Genomic DNA, 24,077 nt, shown 5'->3' with positions numbered 1-24,077 from the left:
TCAGCCTTAATCACCTGCTAGGATTCAATAAGAAAAGAGGTACCGGCCCCGGCACCCCTTCTCCCTACTTGATCGCATTCGGTCCGTGAAGCATCCGGTTCGTGCGGTGTGTTCCGTACCGATCCTTCAGCTCGAGCCGCTTCAGCTCCCGTTTCAACTTGTTGTAGCTTTTCAGACGGGCCGCATCGAGCTCTCCTTCTCCGATGGCTTGCTTTACGGCACATCCAGGCTCTTGCTCGTGTTTACAATCTCTGAATTTACATGATGCGCTCAAATGGTCGATATCGGAAAACGTCTGGTCGACCCCTTCCTCATCTCCACCCCAAAGCTGCAATTCGCGCATGCCAGGTGTATCAATGATATAAGTGCCGTTCGGCAATTCAAACAGCTCTCTGTGCGTCGTCGTATGACGTCCGCGCTGATCCTCTTCCCGTACGCCTTGCGTGGCTTGTTTTTCCATTCCAAGCAAGTGATTGATGAGCGTTGACTTTCCAACACCCGAAGAGCCGACAAGCGAAATCGTTTCGCCAGCACGTCGTTCAGTAACAAGCTCTTCCATTCCTGCTCCTGTCAAACTGTCAACTGCATAAACAGGAACACCAGGGGCAGCACCTTCGACTTCAGCCACGTGATCAGCAACCGTTTCGCACAAATCCCTTTTTGTCAATATAACTACCGGACTCGCGCCGCTTTCATAAACCTGCTGTACATACCGTTCGATTCTTCTAGGGTTAAATTCCTGAGTCAAGGCGGTGACGATGAACACCGTATCAATGTTCGCCGCAATGATTTGCTCCTGATGACTTCCGCCCGCCTTTTTCCTGGACAAGACCGTTTTTCGTTCTAAGACGCGGTGGATCTTGGCACGTGCTCCTGCATCATAAGGTTCAAAAACGACCCAATCCCCGACAGCCGGGTAATCCTTGTCATTCTCGACGTTATGATGAAATTTGCCGGATACTTCCCCGTTCCGCTCTTGTTCATCATCCACGACCGTGTACAGGCCGTGTGTCAGGCGTGTCACCCTTCCGATGTGTTCCCCTTCGTTACGCTGTGCTTTAAAAAATTGTGTAAAATCCGTTCGTTTCATTTCATTCCTCCTGAATTTTGGAGGACGTTACGAGTGATGTCCTCCGTGATTGGATTGGTTTGATTTGAATATATTGGTTACGTTTGACATAAAACATCACTCCTAACTTTTTGGTTAGTGTTATTATATCAGAATTTTTTGCCAGTGACTCAAGTTTATCCGCGGGAAACGGCTTTTTTCGCAGAAATAGCCGCAAATGTAATCGTAATGGTGCATACGATAATGATCGCGAATACACCCTGCATCAATTCCCAGAAGACCCATCCATCGATAAGCGCTGTGCGCATACTTTCAAAAATATAAGTCGTTGGATTGATCGTTGCTGCGATTTTCAACCACTGCGCCTCAATCAGCTCATACGGAACGAAAGTGGTGCTCAGAAAGATGAGCGGGAAGAAAATGAACGTTCCGGCTTGTGCGGCCTGGGCGTTCCCTGTACGAAGGGCAACTCCTGCGGAATAACCAGCAAAAGCAAGACCCCACCCAACAGCAATAAGCAGGACAAAAAGGATCCCTCCAAAGCCTGTCACCACATCAAGGCCAAGCAAAAAGGCGATGCCGATAATCAGCAACGTTTGCACGACGAGTTGAAGCATCCCGGCGATGATCGGTCCAAGAACGATCGCGAGTCTTGAAGCTGGTGTCAGCAACAAGCGGGAGAAAAAGCCATTTTCGATATCTTTGACGATGCTCTGCCCGGCACCACCGGCACCACCGATGGCTGCAGATACAATTGATACAGGAAGAATGAACGCCAAGTAGTTCGCTCCTTCAAAGTTAGGGAGTTGAGAGATCCCACTTAACCCGCCTTCATACACAAGGAGGAAGAAAGCAGATATGATCAAGTTTGGAATAAAAGAGAATGGATTACGTAACGTTGTTTTGATATTCCTTACAGTCATGAGCCACGTATCTTTCCAAAGGTTATTCCCCACCTGCTCTCACCCCTTCCTTTTTCTCACTCGTAATTTTCAAGAAAATATCATCCAAGGTTGGGGAGGAGAGTTGGATATCTTCAATCTCGTATCCTTCCTGATCAAATAGTCGGACCACTTCCAACAGCTGCTTCGTCCCCTCCTCAACATAAACGAGAACCTTATCCTGACGGCTGATCACATCCACGTCAGACATATGCCCGCGCAAGTACTCCACCGCCTCAGATTGCTGATCCTCATTTTTCAACGTCAGCGTAATGAGATCATTCCCGATTTGCGCTTTCAATTCTTTCGGTGTTCCCGTCGCTACAATTTCTCCGTCATTAATGATACTGATGCGATGAGCAAGCGAATCAGCTTCCTCTAAATATTGGGTCGTAAGAAAAATGGTCGTCCCGACTTCTTCATTCAACCGGCGCAGTTCCTCCCAGATCGCCATCCGGTTCGAAGGATCAAGCCCTGTCGTCGGTTCATCAAGAAACAGAATCTTCGGTTCATTGACGAGCGTCAGGGCAAGATCGAGACGTCTCCTCATTCCGCCTGAATAGTTGCCGATTCTACGTTCCGCCGATTCAGTCAGCTGCACAATCTCCAATAGTTCCTGCGCCCTCTTTTTTCCTTCTTCTTTTTGGAATCCGAAAATATACGCTTGCAGTTCCAACATCTCCCGGCCGGTCAGATCCGGATCCACCCCTGTTTCCTGAAGGGCGACGCCGATGTAGCGTCTGACTTTTTCCGGTTCCCGAATGACGTCATGCCCGGCGACTTCTGCTTTCCCGGAAGTTGCGTTGATGAGAGTCGTCAATATTTGGACCGTGGTCGATTTCCCTGCGCCGTTCGGTCCTAAAAAGGCGAAAAATTCGCCTTCCTCTACTTCGAACGAGACATCTTTCACGGCTTGGACGTTTCCTTTTTTGAACGTTTTCGTTAAATGTTCGACAACGATTTTCCCATTCACTATCATCCCTCCAGTCCTCTTTCCATATCTTAACTATATACAAAAGTCCCACCATAATCACTTTTCCAAACCCTTCTTCCCACATTGGAACTCAAGGCGGTGACCTTTTATCGGTGGGTTTTAAGCTTTTATCAGTGGGTTTCGATTGTTTATCGGTGGGTTTTGAGCTTTTATCAGTGGGTTTCGGTTGTTTAACAGTGAGTTTTGGACTTTTATCAGTGACTTCCGACCTTTTACTGGTGACTTTAGCGCATTGAATCAGGAAGTCCTCCTGAAAAGTTTGAAACTGTTTCAAGCGGGGTATCCTCATTTTTGTGTCTTAGCATAAAACCGCCAAAACTAGACGGTTTTCACGGTTGAAACCTTGTTTCAAAACGTGCTAGAATTTCCAATAATAAGAATTTACAGAATGTTACAAGGAGGTGAATCCCATGGAGCTCACTCAAATTTATCCTTGGCTGATGCCGGCTCTTTTGATCATCAGTATCGGGACTTTGTTCGGTTCATACGTAGCTTTTAAAGCAGAAAAATATATGATGTTAATTGCGATCGGGATGGTTCAGACGCTGATCAGTACCATGCTTGCGACGAGTGTCGGTCCTCTTTTGGTCGGAATCGGGCTTACACAATTTTATGTAGGCATCGTCAACACAAAAAAGGTGAAAGGCTATGAGACGTGAGAAATCATCGTCTTATGGGTCTTTCACCTTTTTTTCTATATACATACACAGATCTCCTACCGTCGGGAACCGGGCGAACACATCATGTTCACATAAATCAAGGTGGTCCTCATGAGAAATGTTCCAATGCTGACGAAGCACGGCAAGCGCTTCCGTAAATTTGGAACGGTCATGATGAAACACAGTGGCAAGGTCCACATTAGTCGTTAAGTGTTCCAGCGGATGTTCAAACGTTGCATCGATATACAAATGCACATAATAAACGACACTCTGATAAATGGCTACGATTATTCTCGGGTCATCCACCCTTTTCTCTTTTTTCAACTGAAAATCTTTGAAACTGTAGAGTTCCCCCATTGCCTGCACCTCGCTTTTTTATATATGAATATATTTCTTTTTTTCTATTCCCGAATCCTTCAAGAACGCGGTTGAACGCTAAAAAGTTTTTCCCTCATGCGTCTGCATCTCTTATGGTATCCTTGAGAAAAGAGCTTTTTTAGTGAGAGGATGGCTGATGATGTATAAAAACGTGTGGTGGGTAAGCTTGTTACTCCTATTGTTGGCCGCATGCAGCCCTGATGCCGATGCCGAAAACACGTTGAACATGAATTCATTCGAAGGCGATGACCCTTCCCTCAAGGAAGAAAAGGTTGAAAGCCGTGGAAATAAAATGCAACTCACTCTCGACGAATCTTCCTATCCATTCACAGCCAAAGACTACCCCATTCTCTTCCAATATGTGCGCAACTTTAATCAACCGGAACAACATCTGCAGGAGCTTCCTTTTTCAAAAGTAAAGGGTGATCAGTACTTGGTGGAGTTTGCCTGTCACGAACAGCGCTGCTCACATTTGATCCTCGATTTTGAAAAAAAACACTCATTCTTGATCAGTGATTTGAGCCAGTTGATTTCCACACAGGTGTCTCCAGATCAGCTGTATGCGGCCTTTCTTTTTGAACGTGGGTTTGAGGAAAAACCGAAGCACCAGCTCATCGTCATGGACCTTGCCAGCCTCGAACCGATCCAACTACAACACGCAGAAGGTCCCCTCCTACCGAAACCGAATCAGTATCAATACGCCATCCAATCTGTTACTTTTATGGAGGAAGAACGATTGCAAGTGACCAGTGAAGATCCAATGGCAGCTCCAGGTACTGGACATCCGGTCCAAACGGAATGGATCTATAAATAGGAGGAAACCTTCATGAACGAAACGATTGAAACGATTTTGAACCACCGTTCGATTCGAAAATTCAAACCGACACCTGTGACAGACGAGCAGCTGGACACCATATTATCCGCAGCCCAACAAGCATCCACTTCCAGTTATATGATGGCCTACACCATCATCGGGGTGACAGATGAAAAGAAAAAATCCCAGCTTGCCGAAATTACGGGGCAAGGATATGTGAAAGAGAACGGCCATTTGTTGATCTTTTGTGCAGATCTTTATCGTCACACCTTACACGCCTCTTCAGAACAATATGAAGAGATGGTTGCCAATCTTGAGAACAGTGAACATTTTCTCGTTTCAGCGATTGATGCAGCGCTTGCTGCTCAAAACGCCGCCGTTGCTGCAGAATCGATGGGGCTTGGCATTTGCTATATTGGCAGCATCCGCAATCAGCTCGATAAGGTAGATGAGATCCTGGGATTACCGAAACATGTCATTCCGCTCTTCGGCATGGTCATCGGAGAACCCGACCACCAACCCGATCAGAAACCGCGTCTGCCGAAACAAGCGATTTATTTTGAAAATGAATACAAGCGCGACCACACAGATGAGCTTAAAGCCTTTGACGACAAAATCGCTGCGTATTATCAGTCCCGCCAGACGAACACAAGAAACGATTCGTGGACGGACCAAATGCTGCGCCGCTTCACGAAACCGATGCGGATGGACGTCACGAGTATCGTGAAAAAGAAAGGCTTCAACAAGCAGTAAGGAGTGTAGCCGTCTATGCATGAAACGATTGCTTTGAACTTGAAAAGTGCGGAAAGGATCGCCGTCCTGACCGGTGCCGGTGTGTCGACAGCCAGCGGAATTCCTGACTTCCGTTCAAGCGAAGGATTATGGACAGAGGACTATGACCGTGAGTACTACATGTCGACCGATTACTTTTTCCATGATCCCGAGGATTTTTGGAAAAAATATAAGGCCATCTTCCGGATGAAGCTCCTGAAGAACTACCAGCCGAATCTTGTCCATCAGTTCATCAAGGATTTGGAAACAGCCGACAGGGAAGTGTCTGTAATTACCCAGAATGTCGATGGGCTTCATACGCTTGCCGGCAGTTCCAGGGTGCTTGAATATCACGGCACATTGAACCGCTCAAGCTGTCCAGATTGCGGGAGGTCCTATTCTTTGGATGAGGTTATGAAAGTGGCTGTACCTGTTTGTGAGGAATGTGGATCGGTTCTAAAACCGGATGTGCTCCTTTTTGGAGATCTGATCACCGCTCATGATGAGGCAGAAACGATCATCGAACAAGCAGACCTCCTGCTTGTCATGGGTACATCGCTTTTCGTGACGCCATTCAACCTGCTTCCGTATCTCGCCTATGAACAGGAAAACACGACGACCGTCCTGATCAACAACGAACCAACGGATAAAGATCATCTGTTTGACTATGTCCTACACGAGGATCTGTCCGAAGCCATAGCAAGAATAAAAGAAACCATGTAAAAAAGGCCTCCTTCAATGAAGGAGGCTTTTTTCCATTATTTGTATGACCTGGTACACCAAAATATGGATATCCGGATGTTAGGACGTTAGGATGTTAAGATGCTAGGCTAAACCCAGCTTCTTGATGACTGGTTTTAAGGTGAGTCCTTGGACGATTAAGGAGAAGAGGACGACGGAAAAGGTGAGCAACAGGACTTGTTCACGGCCGTCGAAATCCATGGGAAGACTCAAGGCAAGAGCAATCGAGAGGCTTCCTCTTAATCCTCCCCAGTTGATGAGCAGTCGTTCTTTGGAAGAAATCTCTTTCACCCATCCCGTTCCGATGTAAACCGCGATCGTACGTCCGACTAAGACAATGAGAATCGCTCCGACAATGTATCCCCAATTGCCAGCAAAATCGATGTTCCGTATTTCAAGTCCGACCATGAGGAAGATTAGCGCATTGGCTAGCAGAGTGATGCTATCCCAGAACGTATTGATGTTCGTCTTCGTTTCTTTGGACATGCCAATCTTCGCTCCATAATCGCCGAATACGAACCCAGCGACGACCACAGCGATAACGCCTGACGTATGAAAATGTTCAGCGATAAAGTAACTTCCGAAAAACAACAGCGCACTAAAGGCGACCTCCAGCGGATAATCATCGAAAATGCGGATCACTTGAGAGAAAACAAATCCCAGAATCAGTCCGATAAGAGCGCCACCGACGGCAAACTTCAAGAACATGAAAACCCCGCTTCCTAAACCGGCCCAGCCCATCTCGATATAGGTGAGCAAGTAGATGCTTGCGATTTTAAAGAGGACGACCGCAATGCCGTCATTGAATAGGGACTCCCCCTCCATGATCGTTGACATTTTCTGTTTCACACCGAGTGACTTGAAAATGGAGAGCACACTGATCGGATCTGTTGCACTCATGAGGGCAGCAAATGTAAAGGCAACAGCAAGTGGCAGGTCCAAAAAGAAATAAGCCGCGGCCCCGATGCTGAGTGAGGAAATGAACGTTCCTAAAAACGCCAGCCCCATCACGGTTTTCTTTTGTGAAAATAGATGGTGAAAAGGCAGCTTTAACGTTGCATCCCCAAGCAGGATAGGGAGGAAAAGCGAAATGACAGTCGCCTGGAACACTTCCGACTGTGTGATATAGCTCTCCGCTTCCTCAATGAATGGCAGCTGGGTCAGTCCGAGGACAAGACCGACAAGAACAAGTGCCACCGAATCCGGTTCCTTCAACAGTTTCGCGATGGCGATCACCGTGACGGAGATGGCGAGCAGCAGTAGAATTTGTATGAATACATCGTGAAAGCCGTGCATGAATAACCCTCCCTAGAATCAAAACCTTTCGTTAGTTTTACCCTGAATGATGAAAGCCTACCCGTAAAATCGGACAACACCTTTTTTCAATAGGTATGCTCCGCTAAAAGGACCGTGAGTTGATCTTCCAAGTCCTTGACTTCCTCAGACAAAACGTTGTTGAAGACAAAGGCAAAAATCAGCGGTTCCCCACTTTCTGATGTAACGTAGCCGGAGAGGGAAGAGACTTCTGACAGCGTCCCTGTTTTCGCTCGCACGTTGCCTTCTGCTTCTGTGCCTTTCATTCGGGAGCGTAACGTCCCACCTATGAATCGATCTGAATGGCCAGCGACAGGCAAGGACTTTAGAAAGGCTGGAAACCACTCTTTTTCCTGCACTTGAAAAAGCAACTCTGTAATTTCATGCGCAGGAATCAAGTTTGACCGTGACAAACCTGATCCATCTTTCATTTGCATCGTCTCGACATCCATACCCATCTTCTTCAGTTCATCCTCCACCACAACAAGGCCCTGATCCCAGCTTCCTTCTTCTCGGACAAGCCTGCCCATTTCTTTGACGAGTACTTCCCCATGCCCGTTGTTACTCAGTTTCATAAAAGGAAGAAGCAATTGTTTAAGCGGCATCGATTCTCTGGAAACGAGCCGTTTCGCACCTTCAGGCGTGACTGCCGTTCCTACCTCTTCCCCGTTGAATGCAATGTGGTATTTTTCAAGAGACTGTTGAAAAAGATCCATCACAAGTCCCGTTGGTTCCGAAACGGTGACCCACGAATGGGAAAAAGGATCATCCAAAGCGATTTCTCCCTTAATGATGATCTCGTTCGTGCCGTGTATCCGTTCCACTTCCAGGTCCGTACCTTCTTCAGATGGAACGGTCACCGTTCGATTGAGGATGTGCACATAATCATTATCAGGAATCACTGCGACGTTAGCCGCCTCTCCTACACGATGATTGGGAATCGTTTTTACGATAATTGTCCCTGCATCATAATCGCGATCCGGCGACACTGTCAGTGCAGAAACCTGCGCTCCGTAGTACTCCGATTCATCCGTCCATTGAACCCCATCGGATAAACGTACATCATCGTACCACGTATCATCTGCCATCAGCCTGCCTGAAATTTCACGAATGCCCGCTTCCTTCAAAGCCTTCACGAGGGCGTCCAAATCCTTCGCCGTCAACGTCGGATCCCCATTTCCCTTCACATAAAGGTTTCCATGCAGATGCCCGCGTTTCACCTCTCCATCCGTCCAAAGTTCCGTTTGGAATGTGTAGTCCGGTCCAAGGCTTTCAAGAGCAGCCGCCGCTGTGAACAGTTTTGTATTCGAAGCAGGGACGAGCCGGAGATCTGAATTTTTTTCAAAAAGCACGTCTCCCGTGTCGGCATGACGGATACTGATTCCGTAAACAGCTCCATTCAGAGGGTCATCCGCTAACACCTGTTCTATTTTTTCCGGCAGCGTCCCATCCATTCTCGCCTCCCCTTCCTTAGCTGTAAAAGGCGCGATCAAAAAGATCAACATGACAATAAGGATGAAACTTGTTCCTTTCCCCCTCCATGATTTGTTCATATGTAAGTGCTTCCCCTTTCATCGAAAATTGAACTGCCCTGTTTTTATTGGTTCCCTCTTCTATCACCCTTCATCCAAAAGACACAGGAATGGACGGGCAACTGAAGAAAAAGTATAGGATTTGAAACGGGACGGACAGGAGTTTCGTATGAAAGAGAAAGAATGGATACAACTGGAGGTGGGACGATCTTTATTTTCACAATCGTGTGTGGGCTGTGTCTTCTATTTTTTCCCTTACAAGGAATCAAAACTTTTAAAACCGAGAAAACCAGTTCTAAAGTCATGCGACTCATACTTTTTGCTTTATCTTTTTTACTCCTTACAGCAGGTGTAATCGATTTGATAGGTTTTATCGATTAACCCCCAGGAGTACTTTCAACAAGCATGAATCTTCATGTGAAAAACGAAAGGAAGCTGCAGGCAAACCGCAGCTTCCTTCTTCTATGTGCATAGCTTTACTATTTTCATTTGCACCCATCCTTGATAAAGTACTCTTAGAAGGAAGAGGTGTTGAAATGAAGATCATTCTACCCTTGGCCGTTGTCGTATCCTTTGCAGCGGTCCTATGGTTTGTCAATGATGGACGAGAAGAAAAATCACAAAAGATCGAAGATGACTGCTCGGGTGATCGGTTCTGTTCGTTTGAAGAACTGACCGAAGTGTATGAAGAAGGGGAAGACTGGGTCATCACCACAAGTACGGAAGGGAATCAACAATGGCTCGTCAGTGCGATTCATGGCGGTGGCATTGAAGAAACGACCTCATCCTTAGCCGAGGCGATTGCTGGGAAATCCTATCCTTATTACGCCTTCAAAGGAAGATTAGCCTCCGATAATTTCAGAAACTTACATATCACATCCACAAACTTTAATGAGCCCAGAGCACTTGAAATGGTCGCAAAGGCCGATTATCACATTTCCATTCACGGGGCAGGCGGAGATGAGCCGAAGACACTGATAGGCGGCCGGGATGAAGCGTTGATGAAAATGGTGAAGCGGCACTTAGAGGAAGAAGGATTCGCTGTCGAAACAGCCCCTGAACACCTGGACGGCGATCACCCCGACAATTTCGTCAACAAGACGAAGACAGAGAAAGGCGTGCAGTTGGAGATCACACGTGCGCAAAGAAAAGCGTTTTATAAGGACGGAGACATCAGTTACTCATCCAGGAAAGATTCATCCAATGAGACGGAAGACTTTGAGGCGTATGTAGAAGCGGTTCAAGGGGCCATGGAGGAATATCAGGGATAAAACATGGAGTGGAGAGGTATTCATTTCACCCCTCTCCATAAACCATGCACTTTTTGGAGACACAGATCTTATAAGTAGTGGGTCCCTTCTAATATCTTCTGGATATCATTTAAGTGTCGGAAGAGCGATAAACCAGAAACAAAGACGTACAAACAGCTGAAAACGAGTACCCTGTATAAGGATTTCCCTTTGAGCACATCCATTCCTACCCAGAAAATCGTCACCATAAGCGACGTAAAGAAAAGATGGTACTCGATATTCTGATCATTGATCCGATCGACAAGAGCACTCATCTGCCATTCATCATTTTCAGGTGGTTGAAAGGTGATTCTCTCTTCTTCCAGTCCCCAGGCGTTGTGAGACTCTACGAGAACCGAATTCTCCTTTTTTTCGAGCACTTCGTAACCGTTCGGCGCATACCCGAGTGGATACGCTAAGAAATAAGACAAAACGAAAGCAGCCATCAGAAACGCAAGGTAAACAAGGATGCGTCTGATTTTATTCAGCAACTCTTCACTCATGCTCATGCCTCCTTATCCGTTGTTTCTATTCCATTCCTCCCTTTCTATACGATTGCATCAAAGAATCGTTTCACTCGTTGTATTCATCTTGAAAGAGCTATCCAGCTTTCATTCTTTCGGTACTCTCAATGTAAAAATGGTTCCCCTTCTTGAGGAGTCACGCAGAAAAAGATCCCCACCGTGGGCACGGGCAAGCATCCGGCTCAGAGGCAGACCAAGTCCAAGCCCCCGTTCTTTCAGCTTCTTCTGTTCCCCTCTGTAAAACCGTTCAAAAATGAGCGGCTTTTCTGCTTCCGGGATGCCATTTCCAGTATCTGAAATATCGATATCGACATCGTCTTGGTGTTGATGGACAGCGATCGTAATCGTGCCACGCGACTCGTTTACAGCATGGTCGGCGTTTTGGACGATGTTCATCAACATTTGTTTTATGCGATGGTCATCCATGTTCATATAGATCCCTTCTGCCGGGCATTCCACTTTCAAAGGGGCGTGAGAAGAGTGGGATCGCCATTGCTTTGCAAAATCATGGACAACACTACAAAGGTCTTTATATTTTTTGTGGATCGAGAATGATCCTGAGGCATACGTATTGAAGTTTAACAAGTCCTGGATCATCGTTTGCAGACGTTCCATTTCTTTTAATGATAGCTCTAAATATTCTTTCGCTTCCTCTCCGTCCACGATGTCATCTTTCACCGCCTGTATCAGGCCGCTCATGGATGTGACTGGTGTCTTCAAATCATGAGTCACCCCTGCGAGCAATTCATTCCGCATCTGCTCAAGCTTTTTCAATTTTTCCGCCATCTCTGAAAAAGAGCCCATCAATTCAGCGAGCTCCCTTTCTTTCGGAATATCGGTAAGCTGGATCTCATAATTCCCTTCACTCACTTGTTTCGCTGCCTTTGCCGTATCTTGGAGTGGCTTGGATACTTTTTTCGTCATCAAGTAGATGACCACCCAGCCTAAGAGTCCCAGACCGCCGAGCATGACCGCAAGCAGACGGTATTCCTGATTGATGCTTGAAAGCACCGATTTTTCATTCACGAGAATGATATAGCCTAACGTTTCAGAACCATTTTGAATCGGTTCGCTTACGACGTAGGCTTTTTTGTTCCCTTCCAATGTGATGATCGATTCGCTTGTCTCATAAAGGGATTGTGCTAGGTAGTCTCCGCGGTTTTTGAACGTTCCTCCCCGGTTGTTCGTAAGAAGAATCTCACCTTCCGCTGATACAACGATGCCTGTAGGTGCAGCGTCCACCTGCAGTTCCTCGGACCTTTTCCTGAGGATTTCTTCAAAAAGCGGCCCAGCTAAAATCCTGCCATTCGTACTGACGACGCGATCCGCAATCTCCTCGGCGACAATATGCATCAAGTTCAGCCGGTGATCCACGGTCGTCTGACGAATCCAGACGACGGAAAGAACCGCAATGATCACGAGTCCTATGAAGAGGGTCGTCAAATATCTTCTTGACCAGTAATAGAAGATGTTTTTATGTTTCTTTTGTTTGAACACGCCACTGATACCCCAATCCGCGTAAGGTTTTAATCATATAAGGATCGTCTTTGGAGAGGCGGAGCGCTTTGCGGATCCTTTTTATCGACAGATCCACCGCCCGGTCACTGCCATCGTAATCGAATCCCCACACATGATCGAGCAGTTGGTCTCGGGAGAACGTCTGGTTCGGATGTTGAACGAGGAACAGGAAAAGGGACCGATCTTTCGGAGACATGTCCACTTCCTCTCCATTAAGCTGGATCGTGTGCGCCTTCGGATCGATCCGAAGGGGACCATACTGAAGGGTGTCCTCCTCCACCCTTGAAACGGGACGGCTCAGGACCGCTTTCACTCTGGCTACGACCTCCTCCCCGATGAAAGGCTTCGTTATGTAATCATCCGCCCCACCGTCAAACCCTTTCAAACGGTGATCGATTTCTCCGAGAGCTGTCAGCATAATGACCGGGCACGAGCTCTTTTTTCTTATGTCTGACAAAATGGTCCACCCATCCACATCGGGAAGCATCACATCAAGCAGCACAAGGTCTGGTCGATGCTGGGAAAACATCGGCATGGCTTCCCGGCCTGTGAAAACCCGTTCAACATGGAGTCCATTTTTCGTTAAATATGCCGCAAGTACGCGTGAAATGGTCGGTTCATCCTCAACAATCAATACTTTGCTCATCATCCTTGTCTCCTTTTGATTCATTATAAGGGTTGGATCAAAGAAAAGAAAAATATAAAAGAAGGCTTCCTCCTAAGAAAAAGCCTTCTTCATGGTTCCAGATTTATAAAGAATCCGTATCTTCTGCCTTGCCCTCCGACTCATGTGGACGATGCCCAGGGAAAAAGTCCAGCCCCAGTGCTTCCATTTCTGCTTTGGCCTCTTCTTTCGTCAACTCTCCGCTATTCACTTTTTCACGAATGTCTTCTAGTGCTGTCTTTTGTTCATCTGTGAGGTTATCCAACAGCTGTCTTTTGAACCCTTTCGGATGAGGACGTTCGATCCCGAGTTCTTCAAGCTGTTCCCGAGCCTCTTCTTTCGTCAATTCTTCAGCTTCCACCTGTGCTTTGATGTCTTCAAGTTTTTGCTTGGTTTCTTCGTTGATCTTTTCAAAATGGTGGTTTCCTTTATGGAAGAAGAAACGTTTTTGCTCTCTCAATTTTTCTACCACTTCATCTTCAGTAAGTTCTCCGTTTTTGTAAGACTGAAGAAGACTGCGGATCTCTGTCTCCCCCGTTTCGACCACGACCTGGTTTGCAACTGCCTCAATCTCTGTACCTGTCGTACTTGAGGCGTAGGAAATTCCCGGTATGGCAATAGCTAAAGCAATTGCACCTGTCAGAACTTTTTTTGATAAAACGTTTTTCATTGTTAGCCCTCCTGTGGGTGTCATTTTTGTGGTACACGTTCATCCTACAAAAGGAATAAGTCAGGAAGATGTCAAAAAAAGATTTCTTCTTCAACACCGGCGTTTTTACGCTTCGACACTTTCCAAAACTTCATCACATGATTCCACCAGCACCTACTCATACTAAAGTCAGGAGGAGTCAGGGATGAAAACAGCTATCTTATCACTTTGCTTACTAATTGCTGCACCGTTCATTCAGGAAGAGAATTTATCCATCACTCATAATGGAAAAGAAGTAATGACCGTGAATCGAGAGGACTTTACAGATGAAATGTTGGGCAAACCTTTCATCGATCAAAAGAAAACCGCGCAGTTCTTGAAACAGTTGGAGGGTAAAATCTATCGTGAGCCGGTTCGAGCAAGGTTCGGTGAGACAGATGAAATCATCCCCGGTAAGTTAGGATCGAACGTCGATCACAAGAGATTCACCGCACAATTTATTCATTACTTCTACGACGAAGGTGCAGCTACTTTGGAAGTTCCCACGATCCCTGTTCATCCAAGAGTCGATCGTGAGCTGCTCTTAACACTCCGCGAGAAGCAGATCGGGCAATACGTGACCTATTTTAATAAAAACAATGAAGAACGGTCCCACAATATTCGTCTGGCTTCAGAAGCCCTGGACAGCCATGTCGTCTTTCCCGGCGAGGTATTTTCTTTTAATACAGTGGTAGGAAAAAGGACGGTGGAAAAGGGGTATAAAAAAGCGCCGATCATCGTCAAAGGGGAAGTATCCGAAGGCATCGGCGGGGGCATCTGTCAGCTGTCTTCCACGCTGTTCAACTCCGTGGACAAAGCCGGCGTCAAGATTCTTGAACGCTATTCACACAGCAAACGTGTCCCCTATGTACCGGAAGGCCGGGACGCGACCGTCAGCTGGTACGGTCCTGATTTTACATTTAAAAACCCATACAATCAGCCTTTATTGATCCGGGCAAAGGTTTATGGCGGGCAGATGTTGGTGAAAGTGTATTCCACTGATGAGATTGTCACCGAACCAAGGGAAGCAACGGATGCAGGCCAACAGATGCAGGAAGAACACACCCATTAAGAAGTTAGAAAAATACACGAAAAAAGCCTGTCCTTTCTTATAACATAGGAAGGAGAGGCTTTTTTTTGGAAGAGGTTAGACAAAGAGCGCGCCGCGAAATCCCCTGGCTTTATAATAAGAGTCGGCACCGTTGTGATACACGAAGACGTGATTGAAGCGACGATCGCAAAAAAGTGCCCCGCCAAGTTCTCTAATCTCTTGAGGCGTCTGTACCCAGCTCGACGTTTTCAAATCAAATTCCCCTAGCTCCTGCAGGGTCCGGTATTGTGATTCGGTAAGGATTTCGATACCTATCGCATCAGCTAGATCCACCGCGCTCGTTTCCGGCTTGTATTTTTTTCTCGATTCTAACGCGGCACGATCGTAGCAAACACTCCTCCTGCCTTCTGGGCTTTCTTTGCAGCAATCATAAAACACGTAGCTATCCATCTCTTGATCATAGCCAACCACATCCGGTTCCCCACCGGTTCTCTCCATTTCGTTGAGCGACCACAGCTTTTCGGCATCCGCTTCCAACCTGGACGCGATCGTAGACCAGTCTAATCCTTCGTGCCGTTTCATGTGTTTTTCAAAACGCGCCTTTAATGTGCAGAGCAATTCTTCCTTCTCCTCTTTGGGAAGCTCTTTTTCATGCGCAGTCATCATGATTCCTCCTTTATTCGTTTCGTATCCTCTTGGTTTAAGTTCTTAATTCTAACCGCTTGTCCGATATTCGTGCCAATCCAGGCACCGATAAATGGAATGGCATCCAGAGGGAATTCCATTCGTGCCGCGTTCACATCCATCTTGAATAAAACGACGGTGATCCCAATGCTTAACAAGAAAAGAATCACGACCTCGACCCACTTCTTCTGCTTCCATTTTTTCTTTCCTATATGATCGATGTCAAAAGCCAGGACAAGTCGAGCCGACGTTGTCCCCACCATTTTCCTAGTGGTGACCGTGTACAATGCATGGGCCGCGAAGATCCATAAACCGGCACCACAAAAGATCAGGACACCACCTGTCGTCCCTCCGTTTTCAACATAAATGCCAAACAGAGCGAATAACAAAAGGAAGAATAAATTGGTCTGTAACAGTTGTTTTTTCTTAGCACGCTTCACTTTTTGTAGGTCCCATTCGGTTTCCTCCATGTTCTCCCCCTTTTTCATTAGGTCATTCATCTCGTCGGTGCCTCTCTCCTATACAGGTGGAAAGAGAGGGACACAGACCGACAAAACGAAGAAAAATGAATCATCTCACATGAATGCTCTTCCATTATTTCGAAAATACAAACAATTATCAACCGGACACTCCCGGAATCTTGGTGTATGGATCTAACGTATTTTATTTTTCTAAAAAAGACCCGGAACCTTTGATCGGTCCCGAGTCTTCTACGTTTTACAGGAATACAAAGTACATGATGAATAGTCCACCAAGCGTGTACATGATCGGGTGTACCTGCTTCCAATCTCTTTTTGCAATCATAGCGAAAGGATAAAGAATAAAACCAAGTGCAATACCAGTCGCTACACTGAAGGTGAGCGGCATCATGATGATCGTAACAAACGCCGGCACGACGATTTCAAAACGACTCCAGTCGATTTCTTTGACTTCCGTCGCCATTAAAGCACCAACGATAATAAGCGCAGGGGCCGTCACTTCAGGTGTGATGACACCAAGGACAGGGGAGAAGAACAAGGCGATGAAGAAACAGATCGAAATGACGACACTCGTAAATCCTGTGCGCCCGCCAACGGCAACCCCTGCAGAGGATTCCACGAACGAAGCCGTGGTCGACGTACCGAAAATGGCCCCAGCCACTCCGGATGTGGAGTCTGCAAGCAAGGCACGGCCTGCGTTTGGAATTTGGTTATCCTTCATAATTCCAGCCTGACTCGCAACCGCAATCAGTGCACCTGCTGTATCAAAAAACGCGACAAACAGGAAGGTGAAAATAACAGCTAAAACTTTTGGTGTGAAAATATCCCCTAAATGTTGAAATACTACCCCAAAAGTTGGCTCAAGACTCGGAATTTCTCCTACGACTGATGTAGGAACATCCACTAACCCAACAACCATTCCTATAATACTAGTGACAACAATGCCGTAAAAAATGCCCCCACGGATTCCGCGCACCAACATCATGAGCGTCACAATAAAACCTAAGGCGGCAAGAGCCGTTGTTGGAGATGTGAGCTGACCGATCGATACGAACGTTTCCTCACTCCCGACAACGATGCCGGCGTTTTTCAAGCCAATGAATGCAATGAAAAAGCCGATCCCTCCGGCAATCGCATGCTTCAAATCCTTTGGAATCACATTGATGATTTTCTCACGGATCTTAAGAAGACTAAGAATCATAAAGATGATCCCAGCGATAAAGACGCCGGTTAACGCAACCTGCCATTCGATTCCCATCCCGATGACGACTGAAAAAGTAAAGAATGAGTTCAACCCCATACTCGGCGCAATCCCTACAGGGAAATTTGCAAGTAGTCCGATTAACAGGGACCCCACAATCGCAGATAAAGCCGTAGCGGTAAAGAGTGCTCCTTTATCCATCCCCGCCTGACTTAGGATAATCGGGTTGACGACTAGAATATAGGCCATGGAAAGAAACGTCGTGATGCCTGCGAGCGTTTCTTTTTGAATCGTTGTTTCTCGTTCTTTGAATTGGAAAAATTCTCTCATGATGTCCCTCCTGAAACCATATAAAAAAGCACCGGCAGCGACCGGTGCTTATACATAGGGAAAAAACCATAGACGTTTCTCCCCTTGTAGACGAGCCATTTCCGGTAGCTGGTAGAAACGTTCAGGCCATATTCCTGAACTTATACAAGGTGCGTTTTCTGTTATGAATGATAAGGAGAATCATAACAACCGAAAAGAGAGGGGTCAATAACTATGGAAAATGTTCGGGAATTCACTTTTTTCTGATATTTGATAGTCAGTGACCCGTTCAGAAGATGCTCCACGAATGATTGAGCGTCTCCATCCTCTAAGAGAGAGACGATTTTTTTCATGCGCCTATCGAGCCACCTGCTCCAGTGCCAGTCCTTCATGCACCGGCAGAAAAAAGGACCCGGATCACTAAAAAAGCTGACCCGTTTATCTAATCAGCTTTCTTCGCTCATTCACTGGGCTATCTTTTCTTTAAAGGCTTTCCCTGTACCGGTAAGTACACCCTCATGATAGATCGTGAAGTTAAGAATTTCACCAACCGTGGGCAGAGATAGATAAGCTTGTGTCGCTTCATCATCCAGCTGTCCACTGAGTGCTTCCTTCAGTTTCACCCGCAGCTCTTTATGTACTTGTTTCAGCTCATCTACTGTTTAAACAGCTGTTCTTCTTTCAATTGAACATCTTTTTTCTTCTCTATAATTCAAGCTTCCTCCCCTATGGTTTACAACTATACCGCTCGGCCCCAGGACCATTTCCTTCCTACACCATACGATCTACTCAGGCTCTATGAAAAGACTAAAAAAATGGGAATCTCCCGATATTCCCTCAGGAGATTTCCCCTTCTGTTAAAAAGTGCCCTGGCCGATCGATTAGGTGTGCATGTTTCCAATTAGCGAGCTTTTCGGTCGGTAAAAGCCAATAGGAATTTGAATGAGCGTTGTTTCTCCGGATTTCTCCAACTGATAGATCCGATCACATGCCTTCCCGTCATACCCAAGCAGCGGATGACCGTTCATACCCAGTGCACTGGCGGTCAACAATAGGTTTTGAAGAAGCATACCCGCTTCCATCTGCTGAACCCGGTATCCCCTGTACCCGAGATCTTTTTTGTAGTGGGCCCGTTCTCCGACGATATGAAGACAGATCGGCACTTGATGGAGATTGACGTTATCGACCTTCATCGCCCTCTGCAACGGGAGGCGGAAGTCCCCTTGACCGACCTCAATCAATGAATGAGAGTGAGCATTATAGCGGTAAGCGCCGTCAGTCAATCCTTCCACCCCATGAAAACATCCATAGATCGACAAGGAGGAGTGGTCGTCTTCTGCATAGAGGTCCGTATGGAATGGTTTGACCGTCTCTTTCAAAAGCAAAGCGAGCTGCTTTAAAGGAATGGTTCGGTTTATAAAATTCAGTTCTGGTGAATGCCTCTTGCGGCACGCCTCGGCCAAATCGTAGACCAATGGTTCAACTTCCGGCAACGGCTGGGACGGGTCCATATTCGGATGGGGCTGTTTGTGTTTGATATGCCCGAATTGCACAGGAGAGTCAAACATGGCCTGTTGATTGATTTTTTTAATGTATGGAAAATCAAGGACATTTATCGAACGTTGATAGTGATTGGTTTTGACTTCCGGAATGTCTCGGATCCATTCTGAGGCAGGCAGGTTTTCTATGTTATTTTTTATAAACGAATGCTTTCTATCTGCAAAAGGGACAACGGCGTAGGGACTCTCCTCCCTTTCATCCAATCCCAGCAAATGGTGGATCGGACGGTCGAGAAATTGAAGAAACACCGTTGTATTGAATCGGGCATGCGAACTCACTTCCTGCCATTGACCGAGGAGCGCTCCTGCATCCAGGCCTTGCAGACGATAAGCGAAATGGTTGTATTTGAAAAAGTTTTTCCAAAACATCGTCGTCACGACTAGCACTCCCTGCGCTTCAGATAAATCGCAGCGATTTCCAAGTGCGCGAGTCAGAAAAGAATCGAAATTCCCCTCTCGAATCAGATGAAGCCGGTGGTGAGCGGCATCATAATGGTAGATGCCGTATGGGACGTCCTCCATTTTTAAATAGATGTACAATTCACTCGGATACAAGCCCCCACCCGAAGGGACACAACGGCGGAACGCATGGATGGTTTCTACACCCTCCCCTTTTGTAAGCGGCATGGTTGTTTCACTGTATCCTGTCTGTCCGTAAACATACCAGAGTAAATGACTGAGTCGCTTAAGTCCAGTCGTAGTATCCAATGACGATTCGTCTAATGAAAGCGGAATGTCACAGTCGAGCGGGATTTCCTGTAGGCACTGATAGAGTTTATAAGGGAGCGGAGCGTCCTCCCATGCGACTTTCCAATCCGCTGGAATGACCCGATCACTTTCAAATTGCAAGGAGTATAAAAAACGATCAAGATCCATGACACGCCTCCTTCAGCTATCAAGGGAATGGATGCGGAAAAGGGTTCAGTTCGCCTGGGGTAAGGGGACGGTCGGTATAACCGAGCGTCTTCGGAACGTCCAAGACTCTGTTCAATCCCTCCAGACGTCTAAGATGATGTCCGAAAGTCATCGGCAGCATCCCCGGGATCAACACTTTGACGCAGTGCAGTTCATTCCTTTCCAATTCGCCCGCGGTCTGGTCTACAACGATGACATCCAGGTTCAATTTCTGGAAAACGCTCAGAATGTCTTTTACATCCTCTGTGAGGTCTGAATGAGCACCTTTGTAATGAAAAGCTTCTTCAAACGTCTGAAGAGGGCCGTTCTGATTCAACAAAAAGCCAAGTCGTTCTTCCGCTTCCAGGAGTCCATACACCATCCCATGATCATCCATTTTTTTCACGAGCGAAGAATCGTGAAGCATCTTTGTGTAGTTCTCTTTGTTCTTCTTGAACTCTTTGTTCAATGGTGCGATCATGCCGACACTTTCAAATACCGCACTTTTTACAGCTTTGACGGGATCCAGATGGGCTCCGGCGGCACAGATCAGATTCAACTCTCCGGAGTCCGCTTTACGTTTCTTGATGACGCTCAGGATACAAGGGATGCCGTGTTCCATCGTCGCATTGTACAAAAAAAGATCATAACCTGCGATCTCTTTCATCCGCTCGATCATCAAAAGCAATTCCTGGTCACCAGAAGAGTACGGGTCTATCCGTGGCAGTGGAAGTTCTGCATACCAGGTCAAAAGAAAAGAATCACGTTCCAGCACTTCCATCATGCCGTGGAAGATTGCCTCTTCCCTGCTCCCACCGATCGCACATCCGTTGGAGGTTTCAAAAATATACCCGCCTCCACAGCCCATGCTGTAATACGCAAGCCTTTCAGGTACTAAGATCGACTTTTTCTGTAATAAGGAATACCCCCACACCCAGTTCATTTTTTTATCGGGATGATAAGGAGTGAAAGGAAAATCATTTTTTGCATACTGATCATCTGAATGAACGCCGACATCCAAAGGATTAAGCGCTGAACGGAGGTTGCTGTAACAATCATAAACACGTGTTCGTTTCCCTTTCGGATCCAACCCGCAGAAGCGTTCCAGCCCTTCCAGGATGGCAGTCCTTTCACTGGCCGCATAAGAATTTGTTCTCCCTGCCGACCCTTCATTGCCGTTCATAAGCGGAAGATTTACGATCACATCCGCAAACGGGGTTTCAAAATCCATCATTTTATGATTGAGAAGCCCTGTACGAGGATCGAGGTAATCTTTGGTGAGGAATGTGCTTAAATCCTCCAAGGGCCTTGTGCGGAAGCTGTCTTTACTTATTTTCACACTCGGCTTCAGGGGCATCTCAGCAAGGAGAGGGGAATCCTCTACAATCGTGCTGCATTGCGGACACTGGGAATCTGGCAAAAAGCGATGTCGCGTACTTTCCAATGTTCTCATGTTGACCAGGTGGACGGCCTTTTCTGTAAGGACGCGTTTTCCTTCGCTCCATCGCTGGACCTCATTTTTAATAAAATAAGTCATCTGCAGGAGCCCGTTTACAGAAACCCATTCATCCTGTCTTGCCAGTGTAACCTCCGCTAGTTTCTGTTGAATGTTCCAAAGGTCCTCGCGATCGCTTCCTGTCATCATTCTTCTCAAGTCTGCACACTGAGAACATCCCTCACCACCGGGGCGGACGAGCGGGCCGATGACACCTTCACCAAAAGCAACAAAACCTCTCAGCCAAACGATCCCATATTCCCGGGCGATCCTTTCTCCCATGATCGAGGTGGCCGGATTCCAACCGTCCTCTAACACGAGAAGCAAATCCGTGTGTTTTGGAACCGGCTTTTCAAAACTACGTAGACCGGTGACTTCATAATGAGGCTGCAGTTCCTTGACCACATGATCAAGCAGCACGCCATCTCCTACAGCCGTTATCAAAAGGCTCATCGACGGTCCTCCCTTTCCACCCATACCCCGCAAAGGTCGATCCTCCCGTCCCTCTCGAAAGGATCCATGGAGATTTTGACAAAGGAGGGGTTGTGCTGACGTTTTTCCAACTGCGTGATTGCACCATGAAGAACCTCTTTGTTGTCTCCTGCTCCCAAAGATGGAAGGTCATAAGCGGCCACCGATTCTTTTTCAAAATAAAGCTGGGAACAAGAACGGAAGGAATAAGCGGATGGAAGGTTTTTATTTTGATGCTCCAAGATGAGGAGAAATAACGCCTTGCGGACAGCCAGTGTCTCATGCAGCGAAACCGTCCCCCTCCAATTGCTGTGCTGTGTTCTCACCCACACCACAGGAAATCCGAAACCATCTTCGGAAAGGGCAAGCTCCGGATTCGTATGAATCGTCTTGAGAACCTGCCAATAATAACGGCAATACTCATCTTCGATCCGGTTTAAAGTGATCTTTCTTGCTTTCTTGATATTGTGATGGTCCTCAGTCATCCATACGTTTTCAACAGCTTTCTGCAGAGCTCTAGAGTATGCTTCGGTTTGGTTTTTTCCAGCACCGATATAGAAGTCGTCATCAGGAACCGTACAAGATGACTCAGCTTGAGAGTCTAGACTTAGTAAGATTTCACGTTTCAGCGGCTTCACATACGCCTCCACACCCATGAAACCCGCTTCCCGCCTTGCCTCTTCATGGGTTCTCCCTCCGGCAATGATCTCTGGATTCAATTGCTGTGACTTTACATGAACCACTTGAACTCTACATTGGGAAAGAGGGAGCTGTTCCAGGTCATCCTCTTCCCATTGATGAAAGATACCGAGAGGGCTCGCCGCTAACTCACCAAAATAATAGAGCCATTCCTTCTCTTCTTTTTTGTCATGCAGACCTTCCTCTCCAGGGTCTATTCTTTCCGTTGAAAATTTATTTGTAGCGAGGGGATGCGGCTTAAAAGGATGCCACCTTCCCTCAAGGGTTTCCAAGTTCATCAAATAGACGTGATTGGTCTGTTGAGACTCCTGCACTCCTGTCATCTTCTTGAACAATTCAAATACCATAATCGTTGCTAACATCGATTGAGCGGGTCTTGATGCCAGGAAGGATGGGGAGCCGCTTTTCATATGCTTGGGCAGGCTGCGCCAGGCCGATTCCCAATCGCTATTTGCAGCTTTATCGATATAGGGCCCTGCGATTCCATAAGTCCCCAAAACGGCAGACGGAATGAAGTCTCTTTTCTTTTCCACACAGCTGTTCATGATGCTCTTAAGTTCTTCCACCCTCTCTTCATGGGATACGTATAGGACCGCATCATAAGGATCGATGACCTCCGACCAGGAAAAGGGATCCCTTTCAACGAGAATGTTCACCGATACATCCTCGTCTATTTTTCTGGCTGCTGTTTCTAATTCCGATAGCCTGTGTACATTTGTCCTCCTCAAATCTGTAAGGAAGACAGATACATTCGCCAGTCCAGATTGAAGCATCGCAGATACAAGCCCCGTCACCATCGTCCCCTCGCCAATCGCTAACACTTTTTTCTTTCGAAACTGTTGGAGCTGGTAGGCAGGGGATTCTACGAAACTTTCTAAGTATTCAATTTGTGAAGCAAATGCTTCGATCACCTGATCATTTAAGTCATGAGGCCGGGCTTGACTGACATCTGAAAGGAACCCGTTCTGATACAGGGTGTCGGTGATTTCAAAAACCCGCTCACTGTAGGGTTTCGGTAAACCATTCGTCAAGCTTTCAAGAGAATGACTCCCATTCAGCATAGGGATGAGTTTTTCAATCCACTGCTGGATCATCGGGCCTTCCATCCGGAAAGAACCCGCATTGTTCTTGAAGTAAACACGATCGGTCTCCGGCATAAAGAACGTACCTTTTTTGACTTTCAAACACATGGAAGGTTGGACCTTTGTCATGACGTTCCTCCTTGCCCACTAAGGTGACTTCCTAACCGATTTTATGTACAGCGACACGTGGGTTATGCGTGGACAACACCGAAGAACCCCTGTCGGAATATCCAACAGGGGTTCTCATTCTCGTTCCT

The 24,077-nt window shown here is 46.7% G+C and carries 23 protein-coding genes and 1 riboswitch; of the genes, 6 read left to right on the top strand and 17 right to left on the bottom strand.

Translation table 11 applies throughout. The features are described 5' to 3' along the window. Positions 1 to 64: 64 nt before the first annotated feature. The 3 genes from rsgA to ACXACN_RS03255 form a co-directional block, all read right to left on the bottom strand. On the bottom strand, positions 65 to 1,090 hold the full coding sequence (gene rsgA, locus ACXACN_RS03265) for a ribosome small subunit-dependent GTPase A (RefSeq protein WP_474962293.1): 1,026 nt from the start codon (positions 1,088 to 1,090) through the stop codon (positions 65 to 67). A 155-nt stretch (positions 1,091 to 1,245) separates the two neighbouring features. Continuing rightward, positions 1,246 to 2,025: an ABC transporter permease gene (locus ACXACN_RS03260; protein ID WP_474962292.1), complete on the bottom strand. Its 780-nt coding sequence runs from the start codon at positions 2,023 to 2,025 to the stop codon at positions 1,246 to 1,248. Further along, positions 2,015 to 2,989, bottom strand: coding sequence for an ATP-binding cassette domain-containing protein (locus ACXACN_RS03255; protein WP_474962290.1), 975 nt, complete (start codon positions 2,987 to 2,989; stop codon positions 2,015 to 2,017). Before ACXACN_RS03255 ends, ACXACN_RS03260 begins: the two co-directional genes overlap by 11 nt. Positions 2,990 to 3,414: 425 nt before the next feature. Here ACXACN_RS03255 and ACXACN_RS03250 point away from each other — a divergent pair, with 425 nt between their 5' ends. Continuing rightward, positions 3,415 to 3,663 (top strand): hypothetical protein, encoded by a 249-nt coding sequence (locus tag ACXACN_RS03250; RefSeq protein ID WP_474962289.1) that lies wholly within the window; start codon positions 3,415 to 3,417, stop codon positions 3,661 to 3,663. Between the two features lie 12 nt (positions 3,664 to 3,675). Here the strand turns inward: ACXACN_RS03250 and ACXACN_RS03245 are convergent, their stop codons facing one another. Further along, positions 3,676 to 4,020, bottom strand: a complete 345-nt coding sequence (locus tag ACXACN_RS03245) for a hypothetical protein (protein ID WP_474962287.1) — start codon at positions 4,018 to 4,020, stop codon at positions 3,676 to 3,678. Between the two features lie 160 nt (positions 4,021 to 4,180). On the opposite strand from ACXACN_RS03245, the gene ACXACN_RS03240 reads away from it, so the two are divergent. From ACXACN_RS03240 to ACXACN_RS03230, 3 genes are read left to right on the top strand one after another with little or no spacing between them, the layout of a single operon-like run. Continuing rightward, on the top strand, positions 4,181 to 4,855 hold the full coding sequence (locus ACXACN_RS03240) for a hypothetical protein (protein ID WP_474962286.1): 675 nt from the start codon (positions 4,181 to 4,183) through the stop codon (positions 4,853 to 4,855). Positions 4,856 to 4,867: 12 nt separating this feature from the next. After that, positions 4,868 to 5,608 (top strand): oxygen-insensitive NADPH nitroreductase, encoded by a 741-nt coding sequence (nfsA, locus tag ACXACN_RS03235; protein WP_474962284.1) that lies wholly within the window; start codon positions 4,868 to 4,870, stop codon positions 5,606 to 5,608. A gap of 15 nt (positions 5,609 to 5,623) precedes the next feature. Next, positions 5,624 to 6,349: an NAD-dependent protein deacylase gene (locus tag ACXACN_RS03230; RefSeq protein ID WP_474962282.1), complete on the top strand. Its 726-nt coding sequence runs from the start codon at positions 5,624 to 5,626 to the stop codon at positions 6,347 to 6,349. Between the two features lie 102 nt (positions 6,350 to 6,451). Here the strand turns inward: ACXACN_RS03230 and ACXACN_RS03225 are convergent, their stop codons facing one another. Next, positions 6,452 to 7,663 (bottom strand): cation:proton antiporter, encoded by a 1,212-nt coding sequence (locus tag ACXACN_RS03225; RefSeq protein WP_474962280.1) that lies wholly within the window; start codon positions 7,661 to 7,663, stop codon positions 6,452 to 6,454. 86 nt (positions 7,664 to 7,749) lie between these two features. Beyond that, on the bottom strand, positions 7,750 to 9,234 hold the full coding sequence (dacB, locus tag ACXACN_RS03220) for a D-alanyl-D-alanine carboxypeptidase/D-alanyl-D-alanine endopeptidase (RefSeq protein WP_474962279.1): 1,485 nt from the start codon (positions 9,232 to 9,234) through the stop codon (positions 7,750 to 7,752). A 515-nt stretch (positions 9,235 to 9,749) separates the two neighbouring features. Between dacB and ACXACN_RS03215 the strand changes: the two genes are divergently transcribed. Then, positions 9,750 to 10,484, top strand: coding sequence for a poly-gamma-glutamate hydrolase family protein (locus ACXACN_RS03215; RefSeq protein WP_474962277.1), 735 nt, complete (start codon positions 9,750 to 9,752; stop codon positions 10,482 to 10,484). Positions 10,485 to 10,552: 68 nt separating this feature from the next. On the opposite strand, the gene ACXACN_RS03210 is transcribed toward ACXACN_RS03215, so the two are convergent. The 4 genes from ACXACN_RS03210 to ACXACN_RS03195 all read right to left on the bottom strand — a co-directional run bounded on the left by ACXACN_RS03210 (position 10,553) and on the right by ACXACN_RS03195 (position 13,878). Next, positions 10,553 to 11,005, bottom strand: a complete 453-nt coding sequence (locus ACXACN_RS03210; RefSeq protein ID WP_474962275.1) for a hypothetical protein — start codon at positions 11,003 to 11,005, stop codon at positions 10,553 to 10,555. Between the two features lie 108 nt (positions 11,006 to 11,113). Next, positions 11,114 to 12,523 (bottom strand): HAMP domain-containing sensor histidine kinase, encoded by a 1,410-nt coding sequence (locus ACXACN_RS03205; RefSeq protein ID WP_474962273.1) that lies wholly within the window; start codon positions 12,521 to 12,523, stop codon positions 11,114 to 11,116. After that, positions 12,501 to 13,190, bottom strand: coding sequence for a response regulator transcription factor (locus tag ACXACN_RS03200; protein WP_474962271.1), 690 nt, complete (start codon positions 13,188 to 13,190; stop codon positions 12,501 to 12,503). Before ACXACN_RS03200 ends, ACXACN_RS03205 begins: the two co-directional genes overlap by 23 nt. 103 nt (positions 13,191 to 13,293) lie before the next feature. After that, positions 13,294 to 13,878 carry a hypothetical protein gene (locus ACXACN_RS03195; protein ID WP_474962269.1) on the bottom strand — a complete coding sequence of 195 codons (585 nt, stop codon included), beginning with the start codon at positions 13,876 to 13,878 and terminating at the stop codon, positions 13,294 to 13,296. A gap of 184 nt (positions 13,879 to 14,062) precedes the next feature. On the opposite strand from ACXACN_RS03195, the gene ACXACN_RS03190 reads away from it, so the two are divergent. Beyond that, positions 14,063 to 14,968: a VanW family protein gene (locus ACXACN_RS03190; protein WP_474962268.1), complete on the top strand. Its 906-nt coding sequence runs from the start codon at positions 14,063 to 14,065 to the stop codon at positions 14,966 to 14,968. 75 nt (positions 14,969 to 15,043) lie between these two features. Here the strand turns inward: ACXACN_RS03190 and ACXACN_RS03185 are convergent, their stop codons facing one another. From ACXACN_RS03185 to ACXACN_RS03155, 7 genes are all read right to left on the bottom strand, one after another. Next, complete coding sequence (locus ACXACN_RS03185) at positions 15,044 to 15,610, bottom strand: DUF4256 domain-containing protein (RefSeq protein WP_474962266.1); 567 nt, start codon at positions 15,608 to 15,610, stop codon at positions 15,044 to 15,046. After that, positions 15,610 to 16,101 carry a hypothetical protein gene (locus ACXACN_RS03180; protein ID WP_474962264.1) on the bottom strand — a complete coding sequence of 164 codons (492 nt, stop codon included), beginning with the start codon at positions 16,099 to 16,101 and terminating at the stop codon, positions 15,610 to 15,612. Before ACXACN_RS03180 ends, ACXACN_RS03185 begins: the two co-directional genes overlap by 1 nt. A gap of 247 nt (positions 16,102 to 16,348) precedes the next feature. Further along, complete coding sequence (locus ACXACN_RS03175; RefSeq protein WP_474962262.1) at positions 16,349 to 17,641, bottom strand: NCS2 family permease; 1,293 nt, start codon at positions 17,639 to 17,641, stop codon at positions 16,349 to 16,351. A gap of 67 nt (positions 17,642 to 17,708) precedes the next feature. Beyond that, positions 17,709 to 17,809, bottom strand: a riboswitch (purine riboswitch). A gap of 275 nt (positions 17,810 to 18,084) precedes the next feature. Then, the gene (locus ACXACN_RS03170; protein WP_474962260.1) at positions 18,085 to 18,243 is read right to left on the bottom strand and encodes a hypothetical protein; all 159 of its coding nucleotides are present in this window, start codon (positions 18,241 to 18,243) and stop codon (positions 18,085 to 18,087) included. Positions 18,244 to 18,501: 258 nt separating this feature from the next. Continuing rightward, a complete protein-coding gene (locus ACXACN_RS03165; RefSeq protein WP_474962259.1) occupies positions 18,502 to 20,055 on the bottom strand; it encodes a SagB/ThcOx family dehydrogenase in 1,554 nt (517 codons plus the stop codon). A gap of 19 nt (positions 20,056 to 20,074) precedes the next feature. Beyond that, positions 20,075 to 22,021, bottom strand: coding sequence for a TOMM precursor leader peptide-binding protein (locus ACXACN_RS03160; protein ID WP_474962257.1), 1,947 nt, complete (start codon positions 22,019 to 22,021; stop codon positions 20,075 to 20,077). Next, positions 22,018 to 23,949 (bottom strand): bacteriocin maturation protein, encoded by a 1,932-nt coding sequence (locus ACXACN_RS03155; RefSeq protein WP_474962256.1) that lies wholly within the window; start codon positions 23,947 to 23,949, stop codon positions 22,018 to 22,020. The genes ACXACN_RS03160 and ACXACN_RS03155 overlap by 4 nt, the downstream gene beginning before the upstream one ends. Positions 23,950 to 24,077 lie beyond the last annotated feature (128 nt).

The organism is Halobacillus sp. AWM4_238, assembly GCF_056158265.1.
This window is presented reverse-complemented; position numbering and strand designations above follow the sequence as displayed.

Bases quoted from the DNA above. Each gene is read 5' to 3' on its own strand.
- ACXACN_RS03175 (WP_474962262.1), bottom strand. From the start codon at position 17,641: ATGAGAGAATTTTTCCAATTCAAAGAACGAGAAACAACGATTCAAAAA.
- ACXACN_RS03225 (WP_474962280.1), bottom strand. From the start codon at position 7,663: ATGCACGGCTTTCACGATGTATTCATACAAATTCTACTGCTGCTCGCC.
- ACXACN_RS03190 (WP_474962268.1), top strand. From the start codon at position 14,063: ATGAAAACAGCTATCTTATCACTTTGCTTACTAATTGCTGCACCGTTC.
- ACXACN_RS03155 (WP_474962256.1), bottom strand. From the start codon at position 23,949: ATGACAAAGGTCCAACCTTCCATGTGTTTGAAAGTCAAAAAAGGTACG.
- ACXACN_RS03200 (WP_474962271.1), bottom strand. From the start codon at position 13,190: ATGAGCAAAGTATTGATTGTTGAGGATGAACCGACCATTTCACGCGTA.
- ACXACN_RS03195 (WP_474962269.1), bottom strand. From the start codon at position 13,878: ATGAAAAACGTTTTATCAAAAAAAGTTCTGACAGGTGCAATTGCTTTA.
- ACXACN_RS03165 (WP_474962259.1), bottom strand. From the start codon at position 20,055: ATGGATCTTGATCGTTTTTTATACTCCTTGCAATTTGAAAGTGATCGG.
- ACXACN_RS03230 (WP_474962282.1), top strand. From the start codon at position 5,624: ATGCATGAAACGATTGCTTTGAACTTGAAAAGTGCGGAAAGGATCGCC.
- ACXACN_RS03215 (WP_474962277.1), top strand. From the start codon at position 9,750: ATGAAGATCATTCTACCCTTGGCCGTTGTCGTATCCTTTGCAGCGGTC.
- ACXACN_RS03160 (WP_474962257.1), bottom strand. From the start codon at position 22,021: ATGAGCCTTTTGATAACGGCTGTAGGAGATGGCGTGCTGCTTGATCAT.
- ACXACN_RS03240 (WP_474962286.1), top strand. From the start codon at position 4,181: ATGTATAAAAACGTGTGGTGGGTAAGCTTGTTACTCCTATTGTTGGCC.
- ACXACN_RS03180 (WP_474962264.1), bottom strand. From the start codon at position 16,101: ATGGAGGAAACCGAATGGGACCTACAAAAAGTGAAGCGTGCTAAGAAA.
- ACXACN_RS03210 (WP_474962275.1), bottom strand. From the start codon at position 11,005: ATGAGTGAAGAGTTGCTGAATAAAATCAGACGCATCCTTGTTTACCTT.
- rsgA (WP_474962293.1), bottom strand. From the start codon at position 1,090: ATGAAACGAACGGATTTTACACAATTTTTTAAAGCACAGCGTAACGAA.
- ACXACN_RS03185 (WP_474962266.1), bottom strand. From the start codon at position 15,610: ATGACTGCGCATGAAAAAGAGCTTCCCAAAGAGGAGAAGGAAGAATTG.
- nfsA (WP_474962284.1), top strand. From the start codon at position 4,868: ATGAACGAAACGATTGAAACGATTTTGAACCACCGTTCGATTCGAAAA.
- ACXACN_RS03255 (WP_474962290.1), bottom strand. From the start codon at position 2,989: ATGATAGTGAATGGGAAAATCGTTGTCGAACATTTAACGAAAACGTTC.
- ACXACN_RS03245 (WP_474962287.1), bottom strand. From the start codon at position 4,020: ATGGGGGAACTCTACAGTTTCAAAGATTTTCAGTTGAAAAAAGAGAAA.
- ACXACN_RS03250 (WP_474962289.1), top strand. From the start codon at position 3,415: ATGGAGCTCACTCAAATTTATCCTTGGCTGATGCCGGCTCTTTTGATC.
- dacB (WP_474962279.1), bottom strand. From the start codon at position 9,234: ATGAACAAATCATGGAGGGGGAAAGGAACAAGTTTCATCCTTATTGTC.